General features: G+C 70.2%; 15 protein-coding genes. 6 read left to right on the forward strand and 9 right to left on the reverse strand.

Going from position 1 to position 21,010, the window contains the following annotated elements:
• Positions 1–40: 40 nt before the first annotated feature.
• The 3 genes from GXW71_RS14065 to GXW71_RS14075 form a co-directional block, all read right to left on the reverse strand.
• Positions 41–1,390 carry an SLC13 family permease gene (locus tag GXW71_RS14065; protein ID WP_211853155.1) on the reverse strand — a complete coding sequence of 450 codons (1,350 nt, stop codon included), beginning with the start codon at positions 1,388–1,390 and terminating at the stop codon, positions 41–43.
• 189 nt (positions 1,391–1,579) lie between these two features.
• A complete protein-coding gene (locus tag GXW71_RS14070) occupies positions 1,580–2,788 on the reverse strand; it encodes a CaiB/BaiF CoA transferase family protein (RefSeq protein ID WP_211853156.1) in 1,209 nt (402 codons plus the stop codon).
• A 146-nt stretch (positions 2,789–2,934) separates the two neighbouring features.
• A complete protein-coding gene (locus GXW71_RS14075; protein ID WP_367617305.1) occupies positions 2,935–4,419 on the reverse strand; it encodes a malonyl-CoA decarboxylase in 1,485 nt (494 codons plus the stop codon).
• 340 nt (positions 4,420–4,759) lie between these two features.
• Here GXW71_RS14075 and GXW71_RS14080 point away from each other — a divergent pair, with 340 nt between their 5' ends.
• Positions 4,760–5,467: a GntR family transcriptional regulator gene (locus GXW71_RS14080; RefSeq protein ID WP_211853157.1), complete on the forward strand. Its 708-nt coding sequence runs from the start codon at positions 4,760–4,762 to the stop codon at positions 5,465–5,467.
• A gap of 177 nt (positions 5,468–5,644) precedes the next feature.
• Here GXW71_RS14080 and GXW71_RS35455 read toward each other — a convergent pair whose 3' ends face one another.
• The 3 genes from GXW71_RS35455 to GXW71_RS14095 all read right to left on the reverse strand — a co-directional run bounded on the left by GXW71_RS35455 (position 5,645) and on the right by GXW71_RS14095 (position 10,426).
• Positions 5,645–7,591 (reverse strand): diguanylate cyclase, encoded by a 1,947-nt coding sequence (locus tag GXW71_RS35455; protein WP_211853158.1) that lies wholly within the window; start codon positions 7,589–7,591, stop codon positions 5,645–5,647.
• A gap of 133 nt (positions 7,592–7,724) precedes the next feature.
• Positions 7,725–9,557, reverse strand: a complete 1,833-nt coding sequence (locus GXW71_RS14090) for a putative bifunctional diguanylate cyclase/phosphodiesterase (RefSeq protein WP_211853159.1) — start codon at positions 9,555–9,557, stop codon at positions 7,725–7,727.
• Positions 9,554–10,426, reverse strand: a complete 873-nt coding sequence (locus GXW71_RS14095) for a substrate-binding domain-containing protein (protein ID WP_211853160.1) — start codon at positions 10,424–10,426, stop codon at positions 9,554–9,556. The genes GXW71_RS14090 and GXW71_RS14095 overlap by 4 nt, the downstream gene beginning before the upstream one ends.
• Positions 10,427–10,734: 308 nt before the next feature.
• On the opposite strand from GXW71_RS14095, the gene GXW71_RS14100 reads away from it, so the two are divergent.
• From GXW71_RS14100 to GXW71_RS14110, 3 genes are all read left to right on the forward strand, one after another.
• Complete coding sequence (locus tag GXW71_RS14100) at positions 10,735–12,420, forward strand: methyl-accepting chemotaxis protein (RefSeq protein ID WP_211853161.1); 1,686 nt, start codon at positions 10,735–10,737, stop codon at positions 12,418–12,420.
• Positions 12,421–12,596: 176 nt separating this feature from the next.
• Positions 12,597–12,974 carry a SpoIIAA family protein gene (locus tag GXW71_RS14105; protein WP_211853162.1) on the forward strand — a complete coding sequence of 126 codons (378 nt, stop codon included), beginning with the start codon at positions 12,597–12,599 and terminating at the stop codon, positions 12,972–12,974.
• Between the two features lie 309 nt (positions 12,975–13,283).
• The gene (locus GXW71_RS14110; protein WP_211853163.1) at positions 13,284–14,951 is read left to right on the forward strand and encodes a sigma-70 family RNA polymerase sigma factor; all 1,668 of its coding nucleotides are present in this window, start codon (positions 13,284–13,286) and stop codon (positions 14,949–14,951) included.
• Between the two features lie 83 nt (positions 14,952–15,034).
• Here GXW71_RS14110 and GXW71_RS14115 read toward each other — a convergent pair whose 3' ends face one another.
• From GXW71_RS14115 to GXW71_RS14125, 3 genes are all read right to left on the reverse strand, one after another.
• Positions 15,035–15,727, reverse strand: a complete 693-nt coding sequence (locus GXW71_RS14115) for a dienelactone hydrolase family protein (RefSeq protein ID WP_246526560.1) — start codon at positions 15,725–15,727, stop codon at positions 15,035–15,037.
• A gap of 27 nt (positions 15,728–15,754) precedes the next feature.
• On the reverse strand, positions 15,755–17,716 hold the full coding sequence (locus GXW71_RS14120; protein ID WP_211853164.1) for an erythromycin esterase family protein: 1,962 nt from the start codon (positions 17,714–17,716) through the stop codon (positions 15,755–15,757).
• A 141-nt stretch (positions 17,717–17,857) separates the two neighbouring features.
• On the reverse strand, positions 17,858–18,604 hold the full coding sequence (locus GXW71_RS14125) for an SDR family NAD(P)-dependent oxidoreductase (protein ID WP_211853165.1): 747 nt from the start codon (positions 18,602–18,604) through the stop codon (positions 17,858–17,860).
• Between the two features lie 116 nt (positions 18,605–18,720).
• Here GXW71_RS14125 and GXW71_RS14130 point away from each other — a divergent pair, with 116 nt between their 5' ends.
• Both GXW71_RS14130 and GXW71_RS14135 read left to right on the forward strand, forming a co-directional pair.
• Positions 18,721–19,782 (forward strand): dienelactone hydrolase family protein, encoded by a 1,062-nt coding sequence (locus tag GXW71_RS14130; RefSeq protein ID WP_246526561.1) that lies wholly within the window; start codon positions 18,721–18,723, stop codon positions 19,780–19,782.
• 90 nt (positions 19,783–19,872) lie between these two features.
• Positions 19,873–21,003 carry a Kelch repeat-containing protein gene (locus GXW71_RS14135; protein WP_211853166.1) on the forward strand — a complete coding sequence of 377 codons (1,131 nt, stop codon included), beginning with the start codon at positions 19,873–19,875 and terminating at the stop codon, positions 21,001–21,003.
• The last annotated feature ends 7 nt before the right edge of the window (positions 21,004–21,010 follow it).

The raw sequence follows: 21,010 nt of genomic DNA on the forward strand, positions 1-21,010 counted from the left end.
GCCGCGCAGGAGTCCGGTGACACGATGGAGAGCGCTCAGCTCAGAGCCAGCCCGGCACGACAAGAAGCAGCCATGCCAGCGCGGGCCCGGCCACGACGATCAGGATGCTGTAGAGAAGGAACCGCTTGTAGATGCTGTCGCGCTGCTCCTCCGGCGCATTGGCCACCACCAGCGCTCCGTTGGTGGAGAACGGGCTGACATCGACAATGGTGGAGGCGATGGCGAGGGCCGCGATCATCCCCGCGGTCCCTATCTGGCCCTGCTGCAGGAAGGGTACGGCGAGAGGGATCGTCGCGCCGAGGACGGCGACCGAGGACGCAAAGGCCGAAACCACACCGCCGATGTAGCAGAGCAGCAATGCCGCCAGCAGCGGCGCGCCGATACCGGAAACCCCCTGTCCGAGCGCATCGATCGCTCCCGAGCGCTGCAGCACGGCGATGTAGGTGATGACGCCACCGACCAGGAGCACCGTCGACCAGCTGATCTTGTCGACGGCGCTCTTCTGCTCCTGGGGTGAGATGAGGGCCAGCAGTACCGCGACCACCATGGCAACCAGGCCGACATTGAGACTGAAGGCAAGCGCCCCGATGGCCAGGGCAGCCAGGCCGCAAAGCGTCACCATCTGCGTCAGTGTGACGCGGTATTCCGACGCGGTGGTCCTTGGTGCCCGGCTCGCGAGCTGCGCAGCCGGGCTCGTGCCATGTCCCTCGATCTGCAGCCGCCTGGCAACCTCAGGGGTGCTCATCTCCGCCTCGGGCGAAGCCGGTGCGATCTCGGGGCGGCGTCGCAGCAGCTCCACGCCGCCGAAGGCGAAGAACACACCGATGGCGATGAGGAGGTTGAAGCCGAGGCTGGCAAGGAACAGCGCGGTCTCGTCACCCGGCAAGCCGGAGCGCGCGACGATCTGGTTCGTGATGCCGCCGTAGATGCTGATCGGGGAAAAGCCGCCACCCTGCGCCCCGTGGATGACCAGCAGGCCGATCATCAGCGGGCTGATCCGGTACTGGCGGGCGAACTGGAGTGCGACCGGCGCGAGGATGGCCACCGCCGCGGGGCTGACCGCGCCGACCGCGGTCAGCAAAGCGGCCATGGCGAACATCACCCAGGGGATCGCGGCGATGTGCCCGCGCACCGCGCGAACCGCGTGATGAACCAGGAGGTCGATCGTGCCGTTCTTCTGGGCGATGGCGAAGAGGTAGGTGATTCCGACGAGGGTGATGAAGAGGTCACCCGGAAATCCGGCGATGATCTGCTCGGCACCCATGCCGAGGAAGACCGTGCCGATGAGGAAGGCGAGGGCGAAGGCCACCGCCCCCATGTTGATGGGCAGCGCCGTCGCGACGACGAACATGAGCACGAGGCCCAGGATGGCTGCGATCTGCGGCGACATGGCTCAATGCCTCGAAGCGACAGAGCGATATGGGCGCGAGGTGGGCTTCATTGGCGTTTCCTCCTGACGTGCGTTGGCGTTGCGGGCCGTGCCTGCCGGCCGGCGCCACAGGCTTTGCCTGAGTGAGCTGCGTGCCGCTCGCCCGCCGCCATCAAGTCGAGGGCAGCGAGGACGGGCCCGCGCGCCGCATCAGATGATCTCTTTGATGCGCAAGGCGGCGAGCTCCGCATCCGTCATCCCGATCGTCTCGCGCAGAACGATATGGGTGTGTTCGCCAAGGGCGGGTGGCGGCAGGCGGTACTGCGGCGGCGTTCCTGAAAGCCGCACGGGATTGGCGATCACCTGGATGATCTCGCCGCTGGCGTGCCGCATCTGCACCACGCAGTTGCGCGCTTTGATCTGTGCGTCGGCGAAGACCTGATCCAGCGTGTTGATCGGGCCGCAACCGATCTTCAGCGCCTCCAGCTGCTCGATCCACTCCGCGGTCGTCAGCGAGCGCATCACCGGCGTCAACGTGTCGGTCACGAGCTGCCGGTTCTCGACACGCCGCGCATTGGTGGCGAAGCGCTCGTCCGAGAGCAGCGCCTCCTGGCCGAAGCTCCTGCAGAAGCGCTCGAAAGTGGGGTCGTTCCCGATCGCCAGGATGATGTAGCCATCCTTCGTGGGGAATTCCTGATAGGGGGCAATGTTGGGGTGCTGATTGCCCAGGCGCTGCGGGTCCTCGCCGGTCGCCAGATAGTTCATCGCCTGGTTCCCGAGCCAGGCGACATGGGCATCCAGCATGCCGATGTCGATGCGCTGGACTTCGCCGGTGGCGTTGCGGTGGTTCAGTGCCGCCAGCACGCCGATGCAGCCATAGAGGCCCGCGAAGAGGTCGGCGATGGGCACGCCGACCTTCTGCGGCGGGCCATCCGACTCTCCGGTCAGGGACATGATGCCGCCCATGGCCTGGACCAGCGCGTCGTAGCCCGGGCGCGGCGCGTAGGGGCCGGTCTGCCCGAAGCCGGTGATGGAGCAGTAGATCAGCCGCGGGTATTTCTGCCGGAGCTGCTCCCAGGCGAGGCCGTATTTGGCCAGAGCGCCGACCTTGAAATTCTCGACCAGGATGTCGCAGCCACCGTCCAGCAGCCGATGGATGATCGCCTGGCCCTCGGGCTTCGCGATGTCCAGGGTGACCGACTTCTTGTTGCGGTTGGCGCCCAGGAAGTAGGCGCTCTCCCTGGTCCTGGGCCAGAAGGGCGGCGCGAAAGCCCGGGTGTCATCGCCGGCGTCCGGCCGCTCGATCTTGATCACCTCGGCACCGAGGTCACCGAGCATCTGCGTGCAGGTCGGCCCTGCCAGCACGCGGGTGAGATCGAGCACGCGCACGCCCGTCAGCGCACCTTTCGGTTGCGTCATCCGCTTTCTCCCTGTGAACAAGTCGATGAAGCCGTAGGCGAGCGTGATGACTTGAGGCGGAATCGCCGAAAAGTCTGAATCACGCGATCAAACAAAGGGCTAGAGCATGATGCGTGAGCGCAAGCGAACGCATCATGCTCTAGCGTTCAGCCGCCCCGGATGCGGGCAAGGCGGCGCTTCGGTGACGGCGATGTCGGCACCGGCGCGGGCAGCGACAGCAGCGCATCCACCTGCGGCGAGCGTGCGACCAGGCCGCTATGCACGAAGGCCTCGTGGTTCGCCTCGATGGCGTCGGGGTCGTAGAGGTAGTTCACCATGACGCCAAAGGACTCCCTGAGACCTCGGGATGACACGTCACCCAGCCAGTTCACGCGTTCCAGCCGCGCGCCATTGCCCAGGTGGAAACGGGCGACCGGATCGATGGCGCCGATGCCCTTGTTCGGCCGCGTCAGATATTCGGCGCAGAGCCGCAGGAGGGGAGCCTTGAGCAGCTCGGCGCGCGCCGTGTCGCGCCACCAATCCGCGCCTTCGGTGATGGCGCGGAACGCCTCGACTGCTCCGGCCTTCTCATCCCCCGCCGTCGCGATCAGCTGCGCGGCCTCTTCCTCGGGGAATGCCGGGTTGGCCGCGTCCCCACCCGAGGCGGCAAGGCGCCGTTCGAGCCAGCGCCGGAAGCCCGGAACCGGCGACAATGTCGAGAACCGGACGAGCTGCGGCAGCTCCAGCTTCAGTTCCTCGACGACCTGCTTGATGAGGAAGTTGCCGAAGGAGATGCCTCGCAGTCCGTCCTGGCAATTGGAGATCGAGTAGAAGATGGCGGTGTCGGCCTGTGACGGGTCGCCCGCGGGGTCATCGCGCGACAGCAAGGGCTGCACCGCGGATGCCAGCCCCTGCACCAGCGCCACCTCCACGAAGATCAAGGGTTCTCCGGGCAGTGCCGGGTGGAAGAAGCCGAAGCAGCGGCGATCGGCGGCGAGCCTGCGGCGCAGATCGTCCCATCCCTGGATTTCGTGCACCGCCTCATAGGCGATCAGTTTCTCGAGCGCCGCGGCGGGCGTCTGCCAGTCGATACGCCGCAGATCGAGGAAGCCACGGTTGAACCAGGAGCCCAGGAGATGGCGCAGATCCGCGTCGAGCGGCTGCAACTCGGTCGATTGCCTGAGCATGCCGAGAAGCTCTTTGCGCATGGCGACCAGGGCGGCGGTGCCGCCGGGCGCCATGTTCATGCGCCGAAACAGCTCCTGGCGAGGCGGTTCGGCCGCCGAAGCGAGCTGCATGGCATGCTCGGGCGTGGGCTCTGCGAGATACGCTTCCGCGGCGCTGCGCAGTGCCCGCTCCGCAGGCCCGAACCGGTCGGCCAGGAAGCGATAGAACGCTGTCCGGTCATCGGGATCGAGGCCGCGCAGCGACGCGTGCAGCTCTCGCGCCACCGCCGCGCCGGAGGCTTCGCCACGCTCGGAGAGCAAGGCTTCGGCGAGGCGCATGGCGCGATCGAGCGGCGGTGCCGAGGCCTCCGGCACCTGCGCATAGGCCCTCCCCCGGTCGGCGATGCTGGACCACAACCGCTCCAGCCAGGAGCGAGCTTCCGGCAGCGCGGTGGCGACGGTCTGAAGGCGGGTATTGGGGGGCACGCCACTCTCCCTATAAGGTCACGCGTTATGCGAAACCGTCAGTTTCCGGCCGTTTATTATTCTGAAAAGCTTGTATGAGTCTGGAATGTATAATAGCAAGTATCTCAGCCTGACGTTTCCGCGATCCACGCTCCGGCGGCGTGCGATGCCGGTGCTCGGGAGAGCCTGCGCTGCAGGCGTCGCCGGTCGCTGTCTCGCGCGACCGCGCTGCTGATAGGATGGCCCGCCCCTGCCTCCCGCCGCGCAACTGGGCCGGCGAGGCACAGTCCTGGGTCGCCGCAGAAGAGAAGGAAACGCCGTGCCGCCAAGGCGCCACAACGAAGAAGAGGGCAAGCTGGTGATGCTGGCCTCGGCGGCGACGGCAGCGTCACCGACCCTTTCCGAATCCATCCGTGTCAGGCTCGCCGACGAGATCACCTCCGGCGAACTGGCGCCAGGCGCCGAAATCGACGAGCTGCGCGTCGCCGAGCGCTTCGGTGTCTCGCGGACGCCGGTTCGGGAAGCGCTGCGCGACCTGGCCGCGGTTGGCCTGGTCGACATAGAGCCGCGTCGCGGCGTGCGGGTCGCGACCCTTACCGCGGACCGTCTCGGTGAGATGTTCGAGGTCATGGCCGAGACCGAGGCGATGTGCGCCAGGCTCGCGACCTACCGCATGACCGCCGTGGAGCGGCTTGCGCTGCAAGCCCTGCACCTCCGATCGCTCGAGGCTGTCGAGCGAGGCGATGTCGACAGCTACGACGCGCTCAACCGGGACTTCCACTCCGCACTGTATCGTGGAACCCACAATGCCTTCCTCGCCGACCATGCCGCCGCGCTTCGGTTGCGGATCGCGCCCTTCCGCCGGGCGCAGTTCCGGGGCAGGCAGCGGCTCGCGCGCTCATACGAGGAGCATGAGTTCCTGATGCAGCAGATACTGCGTGGGGACGGCGAAGAGGTTGCCCGCCTGATGCGCGCCCACATGATGACCGCCAGCGCGACCCTGTTGGACTACCTGGGAGAAGGCGCGATCAACGCCCCGCCGAAAGCGGGATCGCCGCCACCTCCGTAGAATGGCGCCCCGATGCGGGTGGGCGCCCTACGACCTCTGCCTTCGAAGGGCGGCGCTTCCGGAATCCGCAAGGAGGAGGCGCTGCCTGCGTGACCGGCCATCGCGACCCCGTGCGGGGCGTGGTCGTCGACCTGGCCCTGGTCTTCTGGAACATGGAGCTGGCCTGAGCCACCCGACTCAGCGCCAGGTGATGGCATCCTCGGCGCCGGTTGCGGCGATGCGGTTGCGGCCCATCCGCTTGGCATCGTAGAGGCTGTGGTCGGCCTGCTGGATCAAGGCTTCCCGGACCGCCGCCACCGCATCGGCCTGCGGCACCGCCGCGGCCAGGCCGATGCTCACCGTCACCACCGCGTGGCCAGGGCCGGCGCCGCGATGGGGAATGGCCAGCGCCTCCACCGCGGCGCGGACCGTCTCCGCCCGCCGCGCGGCGTCGCGCAGCAACAGGCCGGGCAGCAGCAGGATGAACTCCTCCCCGCCATAGCGGGCCGCCAGGTCCAGCGGATGGATGGCGGAGGCGGCGATCGCGGACGCGACGCGGCGGAGGCAGGCATCGCCCTCGGGATGCCCGTATTCATCATTGTACGGCTTGAAGTGATCGACATCGATCAGGAGGATCGCGACCGGCAGCCCGCGCCCGGCGCAGCGATGCAGCTCGCGCTCAAAACCCGCATCGAAGGCGCGGCGATTGGCGAGGCCGGTCAGCGGATCCTCGGTAGCGACCCGCGCGAGCTCCGCCTCCAGCCGCTTGCGCTCGGTGATGTCGCGCGCAATGGCGACGACGCCATCCGGCAGCCCCGTCGCGGGATCGCGCACCGACCGCACCATGGCTTCGAGCCAGATCCAGCGGCCATCGCTGTGGCGGATGCGATAGACGGAAGTCGCTTCCTCCAGCGCCCCATCATAGACCGGGCGTAGTGTCTCGATCATCTGCTGCCGGTCATCCGGATGCGTGACGTCGCGCGGTGCATTGCCGATCAACGCGGAGGGCTCCTGCCCCAGGATCCGGCGGCAGGCGGGGGAGATGTAGCGCCGCGTCCGGTCGGGGCCGATGCGCGAGACCATGTCGCCGCTGTTCTCGGCCAGCATCCGGAATTCGTCGCTGTTGCGCCGCGCCTCCAGCTCCGCCGTGCGGCGCCGGGCCACCTCGCGCTGCAGCAGCAGGATGGGCGTGAGGAGTGCGGCGAGCAGGCCGAGCATCGTCAGGCCCGTGGTGATGGCATGGGCGCGCCACTCGGCCTCGATATCAGCCGACTCGCGCGTCACGCTGACCAGCAGCGGCTGCGCGCCCACCCAGGCGAAGGCACCCAGCAGATGGTCTTCCGCCGGCGCGCGCAGGGCGAAGGCGTCATTCGGCTTCCAGGCCGCCTCGGCGATGATCTCGGCCATGGCCTCGTCATGCTGGCGGGTGATGGCGCCGGAGGCGACGCTGAGCAGGCGGAGGCCGTCCTGGCGATGCAGGCCCAGGGTGAAGCCGCCTTCCACGCCCTGCAGATGGACTTCGAGCCGCCGCTGGATGCGGCCGAGATCGAGCAGGGCGACGACCGCGCCCGCGAAGCTGTCATCCGCCTGCGCCAGGTGCCGGCTGAGCGCCACGACCGGCTGGCCATCGGGGCCTGGGAACGGGGCGCTGATGTAGAGACCGCCCCAGCTCCGGTCGCGGTGCACGCGGACGTAATCCATCGCCGCCTGGTCCGGCGGCAGGCCTGCATCCGCGCGCGACGCGAGCGCGATGCGTCCTTCGGCGTCGACGAGGAAAATCAGCCTGACATGCGCCTGGGCGACGGCGCGGTCGAAGAGGAAAGCGCGCCGCAGGGCCGGCGGCATGGCCGCGATCTCGGCCGAGGCCCGTCGTTCCGCGGCGAGCTGCAGCGTGGCATCGAGCTGCCCGACGGTCTCGCCGACCTCCTGGCCGATCAGCTGGCTGAGCTGCCGTGCCTGGTCCGATGCCTGCTGCCAGCTTCGCTGGCGGCTGCCGAGCAGATCATCCGCCGCCATCGCGCCGAAGATGCCGGCAGCTACCAGGCAGATGGCCGTCAGCCGGCCCACCCGCCCCAGCAAGCCCTTCCAGGCCTGAGCAACGCGGCGCGCGGGATCGGGCTTCGCGGCAGGCATGCGTGTCGTCACCCGGGTTTCCGATGGGGCGCGGCGGTGGAAGGTTTCCACAGACTAGACGGAATTCGGCAACGGCGTCTTACCGCCGTGCCGGCGCCCCGGGAACCGTTGGCGGCGCGTCAACCGGGCCCGGATCGGCGCGCGGTCACGACCGCGTCTCCACCGCAGCCCTCCGTGCGAAGAAGGCATCGATCTGGTCGGCCGGCATCGGCCTGCCGATGTGATAGCCCTGGATCTCCTCGCAGCCTTGCTCGCGCAGCAGCGCCTCCTCAAGGGCGTCCTCCACGCCTTCGGCATTGGAGCGGATGCCGAGCGAATGGCAGAGCGCGACCACCGCGCTGACGATCGCCGCCGCATCGCCGCCCTTCGCCAGCTCATGCACGAAGGACCTGTCGATCTTGATCTTGTCGAAGCGGAACTTCAGGAGATAGCCGAGGCTCGAATAGCCGGTGCCGAAATCGTCCATCGCCAGCGAGACGCCGAGCGTCCGCAGCCTGCCGAGGGTGACGAGCGTCTCATCCGTGTCGGTCAACAGGATGCCTTCGGTCACCTCCAGCTCCAGGCGCCCCGGCTCGAGCCCGGACGCCAGCAAGGCCTGCTGCACGCGTTCCACGAAAGCCGCCTCACGGAACTGGACGGGAGAGACATTCACCGCGACCCGCAATCCCGGCGGCCACGTCGCAGCCTGCCGGCAGGCTTCGCGCAGCACCCAGTCCCCGATCGGGATGATGAGCCCGGTCTCCTCGGTAAGCGGGATGAACGCCTCCGGCAGGATGATGCCGCGCACCGCGTGGTGCCACCGTATCAGCGCCTCCGCACCGACGACACAGTCCCCGGCCAGGGAGAATTGCGGCTGGTACTGCAGCGTGAACGCCCCCGTCCTGAGCGCCGCGCGCAGGTCGGCCTGCATCGCCTTCCTCTCGCGGAGCCGCGCGTGCATCGCCGCCTCGAAGAAGCGGTAGGTGCCGCGGCCCTCGCCCTTGGAGCGGTAGAGCGCGACGTCGGCTTCCTGCTGCAGAGCGTTCACATCGGAAGCGGTGGCGTCGCCCCCGCGCATCGCGATGCCGACGCTTGCGCCGATGACGGCCTGATGGCCATCGAGGTCGTAGGGGATGGAGAGCTCCTCGATCAGCCGCTGCGCGAGGGCTTCCGCATCGCCGGGTTGCCGGGTGCCGCTCTGGATGATCGCGAACTCGTCGCCGCCGAGCCGCGCCAGCGTGTCCGTCTCGCGGACCGTCGCGGCGAGGCGCGCCGCCACGACCTGCAGCAGGCGGTCGCCCGCTGCATGGCCGAGGCTATCGTTGATTTCCTTGAACTGATCGAGGTCGAGATAGAGCACGGCGACGGCGCCACCCTCGCGCCTTGCGCGCGAGAGCGCCTGGCCCAGCCGGTCGCGGAACAGCAGCCGGTTGGGCAGCCCGGTCAGCGCGTCATGGGTGGCGAGATGCGCGGCGCGGGACAGGGACCGCTGCAGCAGCCTGAGCGGCAGCAGCCGCAGGCCGACGAAGGCGACGACCGCGAGGAGGAGAGCGAGAGCGCCGACCTGCGCCGTCTCCAGCAGGGTCTCCCGGAGCGGATGCGTGACCTCGACACGGCCGACCTGCCGCCCGGCATCGAGCACCGGGGCGCTGGCGGTGATCTCCGGACCGGGCTGCCGCCGCTGCAGGACGAGCTCTGTGACGACGACGCCATCCATGGTCAGGACGCGCCGGCGGCCCTTCTCGGCGCCGATCGACAGCAGGCCCTGCAGCCGGTGCTCCTGGTATTCCCAGAGACCGGGCGTCCGGCTGGCGAGCGCGGAGACCTCCGCCGCCGCGAGGGTCGCCTCGGCATTCACCGTCGCGAATTCGCGGTGCCAGGCGCTCCAGAAGTGGACGGCGGGCAGGGTCAGCGCGATCGCGATGGAAATCGCCGCCGCCAGGCCCGTGACGAAGCGAACGAGCCTGGGGCCCGGCATGCCTGGGCGGTCGCCGGTCATCCCCGGGCCTCACCCGTCGGTACATGGCCACAGCCGGCGAGCACGGCGCCGGCGGCCGGACCCGACACGAAGTCCGCGAAGGCCCGCGCCTCGGCCGGGGTCCGGCTGCTGGTGACGATGTGCAGGCTGCGCACCAGGCGCCAACGCTCCAACTCGGCGAGCGCCGCGTCCGGGCCGATGCCATCAAGGGCGAAGGGCACCAGCCTGCGCCGCTCCGACAGCATCTGGCCGAGTGCCAGAAGCCCGAAGGAGCCGCGCACGGTTTCGATCGCGTCGGCATTGTCCTGGTCGCTCGCGGCGGTGATCAGGCCAGGCCGGCGCATCGCAAGGTCGATCGCCCGCGCCATCGCCGGCGAGAGGCCGCCGAGGGCTGCCCAGTCCGCCTCCGTCGGCGGCCGGCGGATCAGGCGGACCGGCGTTCCATCCGGCCATTCCGTCATCTCGCCGGCATAGATCTGCGCCACATCGTCGCAGGACAGGTCGCGGCGGCCGATATCGGAACCGGTTGCGAAGACGAGCGGCGTGCGCGCGTATTCCCGTTCCTGCAGCCCCGCTGCGCGTTCGCCCGCCGTCAGGGTCCGGGCGGTGACGGCCAGGTCGATGACACTCGCCTGCAGGGCGCGGAGGCCACCGCTCGTGCCGAGGCTCGGCAGCACGCTGATCTCGATACCCGGCGCGATGTCGCGAAAGGCGGTGGCGAGCAGGTGCAGGGCGCCGAGGGCGCTGCCGGTGCCGCCGACGCGGATGGGGGCCGCAGCACGGACCGGGCGCAGCGCCGCGAAGCCCAGCAGGATCCCCGCCAGGACGGAACGCCTGGCGAGGCGGTGCCGGCTCTGCACGGCCTGGGGCGACGGCAGAGACGAAGCCATTGCTTTCCAGCCTTGGGATTCTGCGCGCATGGGGGCCTCCGGCACCGCGCATCACGCGCGTAGCGCCGCCGCCATAAAGCCGCCGCTGCGTAAAAAACTCCTGAACCGCCGGGATGCCGCGCCGGCATCGGCCGGGCGTCGCGGTGAACGCCGATGCCGGCGACCACCTGTGCAGCGCAGCATGCGCGACATGCGATTGCGTCGCAGAGTGAGAACCTTTCACTTAACTACGGGATTCACATCTTAGCAAGGGCGGCTCGCTAAGCCTGACGCATGCATCGCTGAAGCATTCATCGAAGGTGGGTTCCATGGCTCTCCGTGCTGGCTGGTCGGTCAAGGGTCGTCTCTGGGCAACCTTCGCCGCGCTTCTCCTCACCCTGGCCGCGGTCGGCGGGATCTCGATGATGGAGACGCGGCGCATCATCAATCTGGCCGATGACATCGGCACGCATGCGCTGCCCAGCGTGAAGTTCCTGGGGCGCTTCAGCGAAAGCATCGAGGCCCATCGGCGGCTGCGCCTGACCCTGCTGGCGGCGGATGAGCAGGAGCGGCAGCGCGCCTTGCCGCGTGCGCCCCAGATGCTGGCGCGCGCCGAGGCGCAATGGGTCGCCTACCAGCCACTCATTCTCAGCCCGGAAGAGCGTGGGCTTGCGGAGGCGATCGCCGCGGCCTGGGCCGCCTATCGCCGCGCGGACGACGAGTATGGCGCGCTCTACGGCGCAGGCCGGGCGGAGCAGGCGGCGCGCTTCTTCGCCGCGACGCTGAATCCCGCCGGCATCGCGTTGCGCAATGCCATCGGCCGGGCGCAGGACCTTAGCGAGGCGACTGCGGAGCGAGATCTGAGCGAGATCCGCGCCGCGGAGCGGCAATCGGCCTGGCTGCTCGGCGCGGTGACCCTCTTCGGGCTCGGCCTCGGCTGTGGCGCCGGCTTCTGGCTGAACCGCTCCGTCACCTCCCGCGTGATCGGCATGGCCGGCGTCATGCGCCAGTTGGCCAAGCGCGACTATGCCTTCGCCCTGCCCGATGCCACACGGAGCGACGAGATCGGCGACCTCGCGCGCGGCATCGAGGAATGCCGCACCGGGTTGCAGGAGGCGGATCGCCTCGCCGCCGCCCAGGCTGCCGAGCAGCAGGCCAAGGCCGCCCGCGCCGAGCGCGTCAACACACTGGTACAAGGCTTCGAGGCCGAAACCGCCGGCGTGCTCCGCGCCGTCGCCGCTGCCGCCACCGAGCTCGACACCACCGCCCAGGAGATGGGCAGCGCCGCCGAGCGCGGGACGGACAAGGCGACCTCCGTCGCCGCCGCCTCCGAGCAGGCCAGCGGCAATGTCCAGACCGTGGCCGCCGCCACCGAAGAGCTCACCGCCTCGATCGCCGAGGTGGCGCGCCAGGTGCAGACCAGCGCCGAGGTCGCGCAGCGCGCCAGCGAGCATGCGCGGGCCACCGACGACACCGTCCGGGCGCTGGCCGGCAGTGCGGCGCGCATTGGCGATGTGGTGAAGCTGATCGGGGAGATCGCCGGCCAGACCAACCTGCTCGCGCTCAACGCGACGATCGAGGCGGCGCGCGCCGGCGACGCCGGCAAGGGCTTCGCGGTCGTGGCGTCGGAGGTGAAGCAGCTCGCGGCGCAGACCGCCAAGGCGACCACCGAGATCGGCGCCCAGATCGCGCAGATGCAGGCCGACACCAACTTGGCGGTGGCGGCGATCAGCAGCATCGCCAGCACCATCGGGACCTTGACCACGACCACCATGCAGGTAGCGGCGGTGGCCGAGCAGCAGGCGGCCGCGACGCAGGAGATCGGCCGCGCGGTCGCCGAGGCGGCGAGCGGCACCCAGGAAGTCTCCCGCCACACGGTCGGGCTGCGCGAGGATGCGGAGAATACCGGTGCCACCGCCGGCCAACTCCGCACCGCCTCCGGCGAGCTCGCCCGGCAGGCCGAGACCCTGCGCGGTCGGGTCGACGGCTTCCTCGGTGATATCCGCGCCGCCTGACGACGGTCACTCGGCCCTTCTGCCTAGCGAGCAGGCGTCCCAGCGCAATCGCGCCGGCGACGAACCGATCCGCTCCGGCGCGGGATGCCGGATCTCTTGATCTGTCGCATCGGCAACCGGGGCATGGAGGCCGATGTTGACCGATGACCTTCCACTAACCGCGCAGGAGGAAAGTCATGATCGAGATCTTGCCCGCGCCCGACCATGTCTTCGCAGCACGCATGGCCGGTACGCTGACCGGCGAGGACTTCGACCGCATGGCCAGTGAGATCGAGGCGAAGCTCAAGCGTCACGACCGCATCGGCGTTTTCGTGGACGCGACCGGCTTCGATGACATGACCGGCGAGGCGGCCGCCAAGGATCTCAGCTACAGCTTCGGCAAGCTCCGCGACTGGCACCGCTTCCCGCGCGAGGCGGTGGTCACCGACAAGCAGTGGATGCGCAGCCTGATCACTCTCGTCGACCCGCTCATTCCGCAGGTCGAGGTCCGGTCCTTCACACCGGCGGAACGCGGGCAGGCCCTGGCCTGGGCGTCCGACGTGCAGCCCCACTGATCGAGCGGCGCTCCGCGAGGCTTGAAGAGCAAGGATCGTCTTCCCAATTGGCTGGTGCGGCGGCGCCAGAGATGGCGCACGCAGGCGGGCCGGGGCTTCGGCCCGGGTCGGAGCGCGTCATCGCGGAAAGCTGGTCCGCGCGGCCCGCGCTTCCCATATGAGTGCAGTGCGCTGCGACGGCGCGCCTTCCCACAGGCCAGATCCGCCCTTCGTGCTCGTTCGCGGGCCCGCGGCCGTGAGGCCGTGAGGCCGTGGCAGGCGTCCGGCGCTGACGGCGGCGGCGGCAGGCCGCGCAGGAGTTCATTGAGAATGGATGGTTCTTTCAGAGGTGACATGCCGGGCGTGGCGGTGCTCGAGCGCGTGCCGAGCCGGCGCCCGGCGACGGCGGCCGAGGATATCCTGACCCGCACCCCGGGCGCCGAGCCGCTTGTCCGGGAAGAGGCCGAGGACGCGCAGGAGGCGCGGCGGGAAGGCGCGGAGCCGGAGCATGCGGCGCCGCCGCCCGTCGCGCCGGGCAGCGGAAACCTGGGCGCGGCCATACTCGGCCGGAGCACGGATCCCGAGCACCTCTTCCTGCGCGAAGTGTCCCGCACCGCCCTGCTCTCGCGCGAGGAGGAAGTGGTCCTCGCCCAACGCATCGAGGCAGGGCGCGAGGCCATGCTCCTCGCCATCAGCGAGAGCCCGACCACGCTCGCGATGATCACCGCCTGGCGCGAGGCGATCGCGGAGGGCCGCCTGCCGTTGCGCGAAATCACCGAGTTCGAGACGCCTACGGCGGCCTCCGACAGCGAGGAGGAGATGGAGGGCGAGCCGGCGGCCGCCACACCCGGGCAGCAGCCCAGGTCCGAAGCCCTTGCCGGCTTCGATGCCGTCATCGCGGCGGGCCTGCCATCCGGGGCGGACGACAGGCGCCGCATCGCGGCCCTGATCGGCACGCTGCGGCTGCGGCCCGATCGCCTGGACGCGCTCGCCGGATGCCTCCGCGATGCCCATCGCCGCCTGACGGCGCTGGATGGGCGCGCGCTCCGCCTCGCGCAGGCGGCGGGCGTGGCGCGGGAGGACTTCCTGCGCCACTGGACCGGCGCCGCGGAAGCTGCCGAGCGCCTCGTGCGCCGGCTGCCGAAGCCATCGGCGCGGGACCTCGTCGCGATCCGCGCTGATATCGCCGGGCTGGAGCGCCAGGTCGGGCTCGCGGCGGCCGGGATCCGGCGCATCCACGCCGAGATGATGCGTGGCGAGCGCGAGATGCAGCGCGCCAAGGAGGCGCTGACGCGGGCCAACCTGCGTCTCGTCGTGCATATCGCGCGGCGCTACCGCAACCGCGGGCTGATGGTGAACGACCTGATCCAGGAGGGGAATATCGGCCTGATGCGTGCCGTCGAGAAGTTCGACTGGCGCAGGGGCTTCAAATTCGCGACCTATGCGACCTGGTGGGTGCGGCAGTCCATCAGCCGTGCGATCATTGACCAGGCGCGCACCATCCGCGTCCCCGTGCACATGACGGAGACGGTGACGAAGATCGCGCGCGCCAGCCGGAGCCTGGCGCAACAGACCGGCCGTGAGCCGACGCCCGAGGAGCTGGCCGCGCGCCTCGGGATGCCGCTCGACAAGGTGCAGGCCGTGCGGCGGCTCGCGCACGAGCCGGTCAGCCTCGATACGCCGATCGGCGAGGACGAGGATGCGCGGCTTGGCGACCTGATCGAGGACCGGAACGCCGTGCAGCCCTTCGAGGCGACGGCGAAGGCGGACATGCGGGCCGCCACGATGCAGGTCCTGTCCGGCCTGTCCCCGCGCGAGGAGCGCATCCTGCGCATGCGCTTCGGCATCGGCACGGATCGCGACCACACGCTGGAAGAGGTTGGGCGGACCTTCAGCGTGACGCGCGAGCGGATCCGCCAGATCGAGGCCAAGGCGCTGCAGAAGCTGAAGAAGGAAGCGAACCGGCGCGCGCTGCGCAGCTTTCTCGCCAGCGAGTAGAGCGTGATGACCAAAGCCTGAATCACGCGATAGAACAAAGTGCCGGGAGCATGAAGCGCGAGCGCATGTCGCGCGCGCCGGTCTCAGTCCTCGCCGGCCAGGTGGCGCAGAAGCCAGCGCGCGGCGAGATCCGCGACGTCGTCCAGCGCGCCAGGCTCCTGGAAGAGATGCGTCGCGCCGGAGATGATCGCGATCTCCTTCTCGCAGCGAAGCGCCGTCAGCGCGGTGCGGTTGAGCGCGATCACCTCCCGGTCCGCGCCACCCACGATAAGCAATGTCGGCGCCTCGACACGCGGCAGCGCCGGCCCGGCGAGATCCGGGCGCCCGCCGCGCGAGACGACAGCGCGGACCTGCCTCCGCTCGGCCGCGGCCGCCAGCGCCGCGCCGGCCCCGGTACTGGCGCCGAAATAGCCAAGGCGCAGCCTGGATGTGTCCTGCAGCCCGGATGTGTCCTGTCGCTCCTGCAGCCAGTCGGTGGTGCGGACGAGGCGATCGGCGAGGAGGACGATGTTGAAGCGGAACTGCGCCGTGATCTCATCGATCCGCTCCTCCTCCGGCGTCAGCAGATCGACGAGCAGGGTGGCGAGTCCGGCATCGTTCAGCCGCCTGGCGACATAGCGGTTGCGAGGGCTGTGCCGGCTGCTGCCGCTGCCATGCGCAAACAGCACGAGCCCGCGGGCATCCGCGGGCAGCGACAGATTGCCTTCGAGCACGGCCGGGCCCAGCGGGACCTTCACGTCATGCTCATTCATGGGCATGGTCGCGACTGGGCTCATCTTCGCCTCCGCACAGGCTCGCTGTCCCTACAGGCCGAAGGGGTAGGTTTCGGCGAGCTCGCCCGAATCCCATTCCGATGTGCGCTCCAGCGGCTCCACCGCGCGGGTTTCGTCGAAATGCAGCACCGCGTCGAACTGCCCGGCGAGGTCGGCGTGGAAGTAATGGCTGAGCCGCTCGGTCTCGGGCCGGTAGATGACGCCGATGGCCCGCTCCAGCAGCCGCTGGGGAAAGGCTTCGCCGTCACCGCGCAGATCGAGGTGGAAGCGGTCGGGACCGACCGCGTGGAGCAGCGCCTCGTGGCTTTGCGCGAGCGCCGGGCGCACGGTCTTGCGCTCCGCCCGGCCGCCCCAGTGCGACGCGGCCGTGACGGTGCCGTGGTGGGTCGTGAAGCCGATGAGGAAGGCCTCACGCCCATGTTTCTCGCGGATGAGCTGGCCGAGATTGATCTCGCCGCGCTGGGCCCGGTCCGTCGCCCTGGCATCGCCCAGATGGGAGTTGTGCGCCCAGACCACCAGCTTCGCCGGATCGGCCCGATGGCCGAGATGCGCGAGGAGTGCCTCGAAACTCTCCGCCATGTGCCGGTCGCGCAGGTTCCAGGTCGATTCCGGCGCCAGGAACATGGCGCGGTAATAGGCCTCGGCGCTCTTCACCAGACGGGCATTCTGCTGGGCGGCGAAGAGCTCGTCCTGGGCGAGACCCGAATCCCGCTCCTGGCCCGCCGCAGGACGGCGCTTCAGCATCTCCACGAGCTGCGCCACCACCGCATCCCGGCAGGATTGCTCGACCTCGGCGCCGGCGATGAAGCCGTAGCTCTGCGGGTCCGGCCCGAAATGGTCGAAGCAGGCATAGCGCCGGCGCGCGGCCTCGGCGGCAGCCGGGTCGACCCCTTCAAGGTACTGAAGCACGGCCTTCATCGCGCCATGCAGGCTGTAGAGGTCGAGACCGTAGAAGCCAGCCCTGGGCCGGCCCTCGCCGCGCGCAGCGTTGTGGCGGCGCAGCCATTCGACGAAGTCGACGACCACCTGGTTCCGCCACATCCAGGTCGGGAAACGGCGAAAATCCATGAGCGCCGCCCCGGCGTCGAGATCTTCACCGGCGCCCTGGACGTAGCGATTGACCCGGTAGGCATCCGGCCAGTCGGCCTCGACCGCCACCGCCGCAAAGCCCTTCTCCTCGATCAGGCGCCGGGTGATCCGGGCCCGCTCCTCATAGAATTCATGCGTGCCGTGCGAGGCTTCGCCGAGGAGGACGAAGCGCGCCTCCCCGATCGCCTCCAGCAGCTCGTCGTAATCCTGCGCACCGCCCGAGAGCGGCGTGATGCGCCGACGCGGCGGGCCATCCGCCGCCTCCCGCGCGCCGGCAAGGAGGTCACGGACCTCGTCATCCTCGGTCTGGGAGAAGTCCCGATACCAGCGTCCGACGGCGAGGAGCGGCTGCGGCGTCGTTGCGCAGGCCACCTCATCGGCCTCGGCCCGCATCGCCTCGCAGGTGTCGGGGCTGCCGACCGGGACCGCAGCGAGGATGCGCGCCGGCCGCAGCGCCCGGATCGCCCGGATCGCGGCTCGCATAGTGGCGCCGGTGGCCAGGCCATCATCGATCAGGATGACGATGCGTCCGCTCACCGGCAGCGCCGGTCGGCCGTCGCGATAGAGCTGCTCGCGCCGCGCCAGCTCCTGCACCTCCCGCGCGGCGACGGCATCGACGACATGGGCCGGCAACGCGAGCTCGTCCAGGATGTCCTGGTTCAGCACGCGCATGCCGCCGCTCGCGATCGCGCCCATCGCCAGCTCCTCATAGCCGGGGACGCCGAGCTTGCGCACGACGAAGACGTCGAGCGGCGCCTTGAGCGCGCGCGCCACCTCATAGGCGACGGGCACGCCGCCGCGCGGCAGGGCCAGCACGACGACGTCGTCGCGCCCGGCGTGATGGAGGAGCTGGCCGGCGAGGTGCCGGCCGGCCTCACGGCGGTCCGGAAAGACGATGGCCATGGTTCCCCGCCAACGCGCCGCCGCCGCCGCCGTTTCCCCATGGCGCGCCGGTCGCAAGGAACTGAACGCACAACTGAGATGCTCAGAACGCCGGCTGCCGCCGCGATGCTCAGAACGCCGGCTGCCGCCGCGGTTCCGAGGTCAGGACGCGGGAATCCAGTTGTAGAGCGCGAGGCCGCCATCGACGGCGACCGTCGTGCCCGTGACGTAACGTGAGAAGCGATCGCTCAGCAGCGCCACCGCCATGCCCGCGATATCCTCGGGCGTGCCCGCGCGCCCCAGCGGGATCTTCTTCTCGAGCGCCGCGACATCCGCCGCGAAGCCGCCGCCCGGGATGGCGCCGGGCGCGATGGCGTTGACGCGGATGCCATCGCCCCCGAGCGCCCGGGCAAGCTCCTTCACCAGCATGGTCTGCCCTGCCTTCGTCGCGCTGTAATGCGGCAGGTTGCGCGGCGAATGGGCGTGCAGCGAGGTGATGAAGAGCATGCGCCCATTCACGCCCCGCGCCTTCATATGCACGCCCGCCGCCTGCCCGAGCACGAAGCCCGCGCGCAGGCCGACATTGACCATGGCATCCCATTCCGCTTCGGTCACCGCCAGCATGGTCTGCTCCTCCCGCCGGCGGGGCGAGGCGCTGTGCACCAGGATGGAGACGGTGCCGAGCGCCCGCTCCGCCTCCACGAAAAGCGCGCGTGCCGCGGCGGGATCGGTGAGGTCGGCCGCGATGAATGCCGCGCCGAGCTCCTGCGCCAGCGCCTGCCCCGCATCACCAGAGACATCGCTGAGCAGGAGCCGCGCCCCCTCCCCGGCCAGGGCGCGCGCAATGCCGCGCCCGATCCCGGAGGCGGCGCCCGTCACCAGCGCCGTGTCGCCATCGAGCAGACCCATGCTGTCCTCCCCGCCCTTGCCCACGGGATCGCAGCACCGCGACAGCGCCGGCGGCAAGGGGCGATGCTCGCACGCCTGTGTGTGACGATAGGCGCCGCAACGCCTAGGCTTGGTGGATGCGCCTCGAAGGGGACGGCATGCGGCGGACGCGCAACCTGATGCTGGCCAGTCTGGTCCTGCTCGGCCTGCTCTGCGGCGGGCCCAGGGCCGATGCCTGGCAGCTCGCGGATCCATGGCCCGCCGATGCCGCCACCACGACGATCCGCGGCACGCCCGTCACTTTCCCGAGCAGCAGCCCCTTCACGCCGCGCGACGCGTCCGCGGCGGCGCCGGCGACCGCGATCGGCACGCTGTACCTGCCGTCCGGCATCGGCCGGGATGCGCCGCCGCATTCCGTGCCGGCCGTCATCATGCTCCACGGCGCCGGCGGTGTGCTCACGGCGCGCGAGCACAGTTATGGCCGCCAGTTCGCGGCGATGGGCGCCGCCGCGCTGGTCGTCGATGTCTTCGCAGCGCGCAGGGAGCGCGGCATCGGCTTCACCGAACGCCTGCTCGAGATCACCGAGAGCATGGCGATGGCCGATGCCTATGCCGGCCTCCGTTTCCTGCTGCTACGGCCGGAGATCGACCCGGACCGCATCGCGCTGATCGGCTTCTCCTATGGCGCGATGGCGACGATGTACGCGCTCTCGGCGCGGGTCGCGGCGCTGATGGCGCCGGGGGGCGAACGCTTCGCGGCGCATGCCGCCTTCTATGGCCCCTGCATCGCGGATTTCGCCGATCCCCGCACCACCGGCGCGCCGCTCCTGATGCTCTACGGCACCGGCGATGCGCTGATCGACCCCGGGCGCTGCGAGGCCTTCGCCGCGGAAGCACGCCGCGGCGGCTCCGCGGTCGAGGTCATCGCCTATGCCGATGCGCTGCACCAATGGGATGGCGGGCAGCCGCGGCGCCTGATCGGGCGGCTGCTGAACGGCTGCCGCCTGCGCGTGGAGGAGGATGGCGGCGTGCAGGACCTGCGTAGCGGGCTGCCGATGTCCGGCCCGCTGCTGCGGCGCGCGATCCTGGCGCTCTGCGTCACGGACGAGCCCTACATGATCGGCGCGGACGCCGTGGTGCGCGCGCGTTCGAACCGCGACCTCGGCCGTTTCCTGGACCGCGTCTTCGCGCCGCGCTGAGCAGAGCTGCAACGGACCGTAACACGGCCCGGCTTGCTGCACCTCGACAGCCCCGCATAGGCTGCGCGCGGGCAACAGGGATCCCGTCCGATGAACCGCCGCCACCTCCTCGGCGCCAGCACTGCCTTGCTCGCGGCGCCGGCCATCGCCCAGACCCAGCCGCATCAGCACCAGCATCCGGCCTTGCCGCCGATGCAGCCCTCCCCGCAGCCCTATGCGAACATCACCCAGGGCGGCGCGGCGCATCACATCACGCCGGAGCAGGCAGCGCAGCGCGTCACCGATAGCCCCGCACCCGCGGGACCGCTGGGCCGCTGGATGGCGCGGGCCGACATGCCGATCCCGCGCAGCGAGATGGCCTGGGCGACGGCCTGGGCCGGGCGCATGCATGTGATCGGCGGCTATGGCGAGGGCCGCTTCAATCAGGCCTACCACACGGTCTACGACCCCGGTGCCGACCGCTGGTTCAACGCGGCGCCGCTGCCGCGCGGCGCCAACCATGTCGCGGTCGCGGCCGATGCCGGACGCGTCTACGCGCTCGGCGGCTTCATCGAGCAGAACCGGCGCTGCGACGACCTCGCCTTCGCCTATGACGTGGCGGGCGATCGCTGGAGCGAGATCGCGCGCCTGCCGCGCGGGCGCGCCGCCTCCGCCGCCGTGGTGCTGGGCGGCAAGGTGCACCTGATCGGCGGCGCGACCGATCCCGCCGACGAACGCGCCAGCATCGGCTGGCACGAGGTCTATGACCCCGCGGCCGACCGCTGGGAGCGCCGCCGCCCGTTGCCCGGCGCCCGCGACCATGTCGGCTGCGTCGCGCATAATGGCCTGATCCATGTCGTCGGCGGGCGCTTCAACACCTTCCAGTACAACACGGACCTGCACCACGTGTACCTGCCGGACCGCGACACCTGGGAAGTGCGGGCGCCGCTACCCACCACGCGCTCGGGCCATGGCATGGTGGTCTATCGCGACCGCTTTTTCTGCATGGGCGGCGAGGGCGGCATCATCGAACGCGGCGTATCGCGCGATGCCAAGGTGTTCGGCCAGATGGAGAGCTACGACCCGGCCACGGACACCTGGCAGAAGCACGCGCCGATGCCGACGCCGCGCCATGCGGTGGCCGCGACCGCGATCGGCGACTGGGTCTATGTGGCGGGCGGCGGCGCCGTGCTGGGCGGCATGGTGCAATCTGCGATCCATGAGGCCTTCACGCTCGGGTAGATCCCGA

Source organism: Plastoroseomonas hellenica (genome assembly GCF_018129085.1).
Lineage (GTDB): Bacteria > Pseudomonadota > Alphaproteobacteria > Acetobacterales > Acetobacteraceae > Plastoroseomonas > Plastoroseomonas hellenica.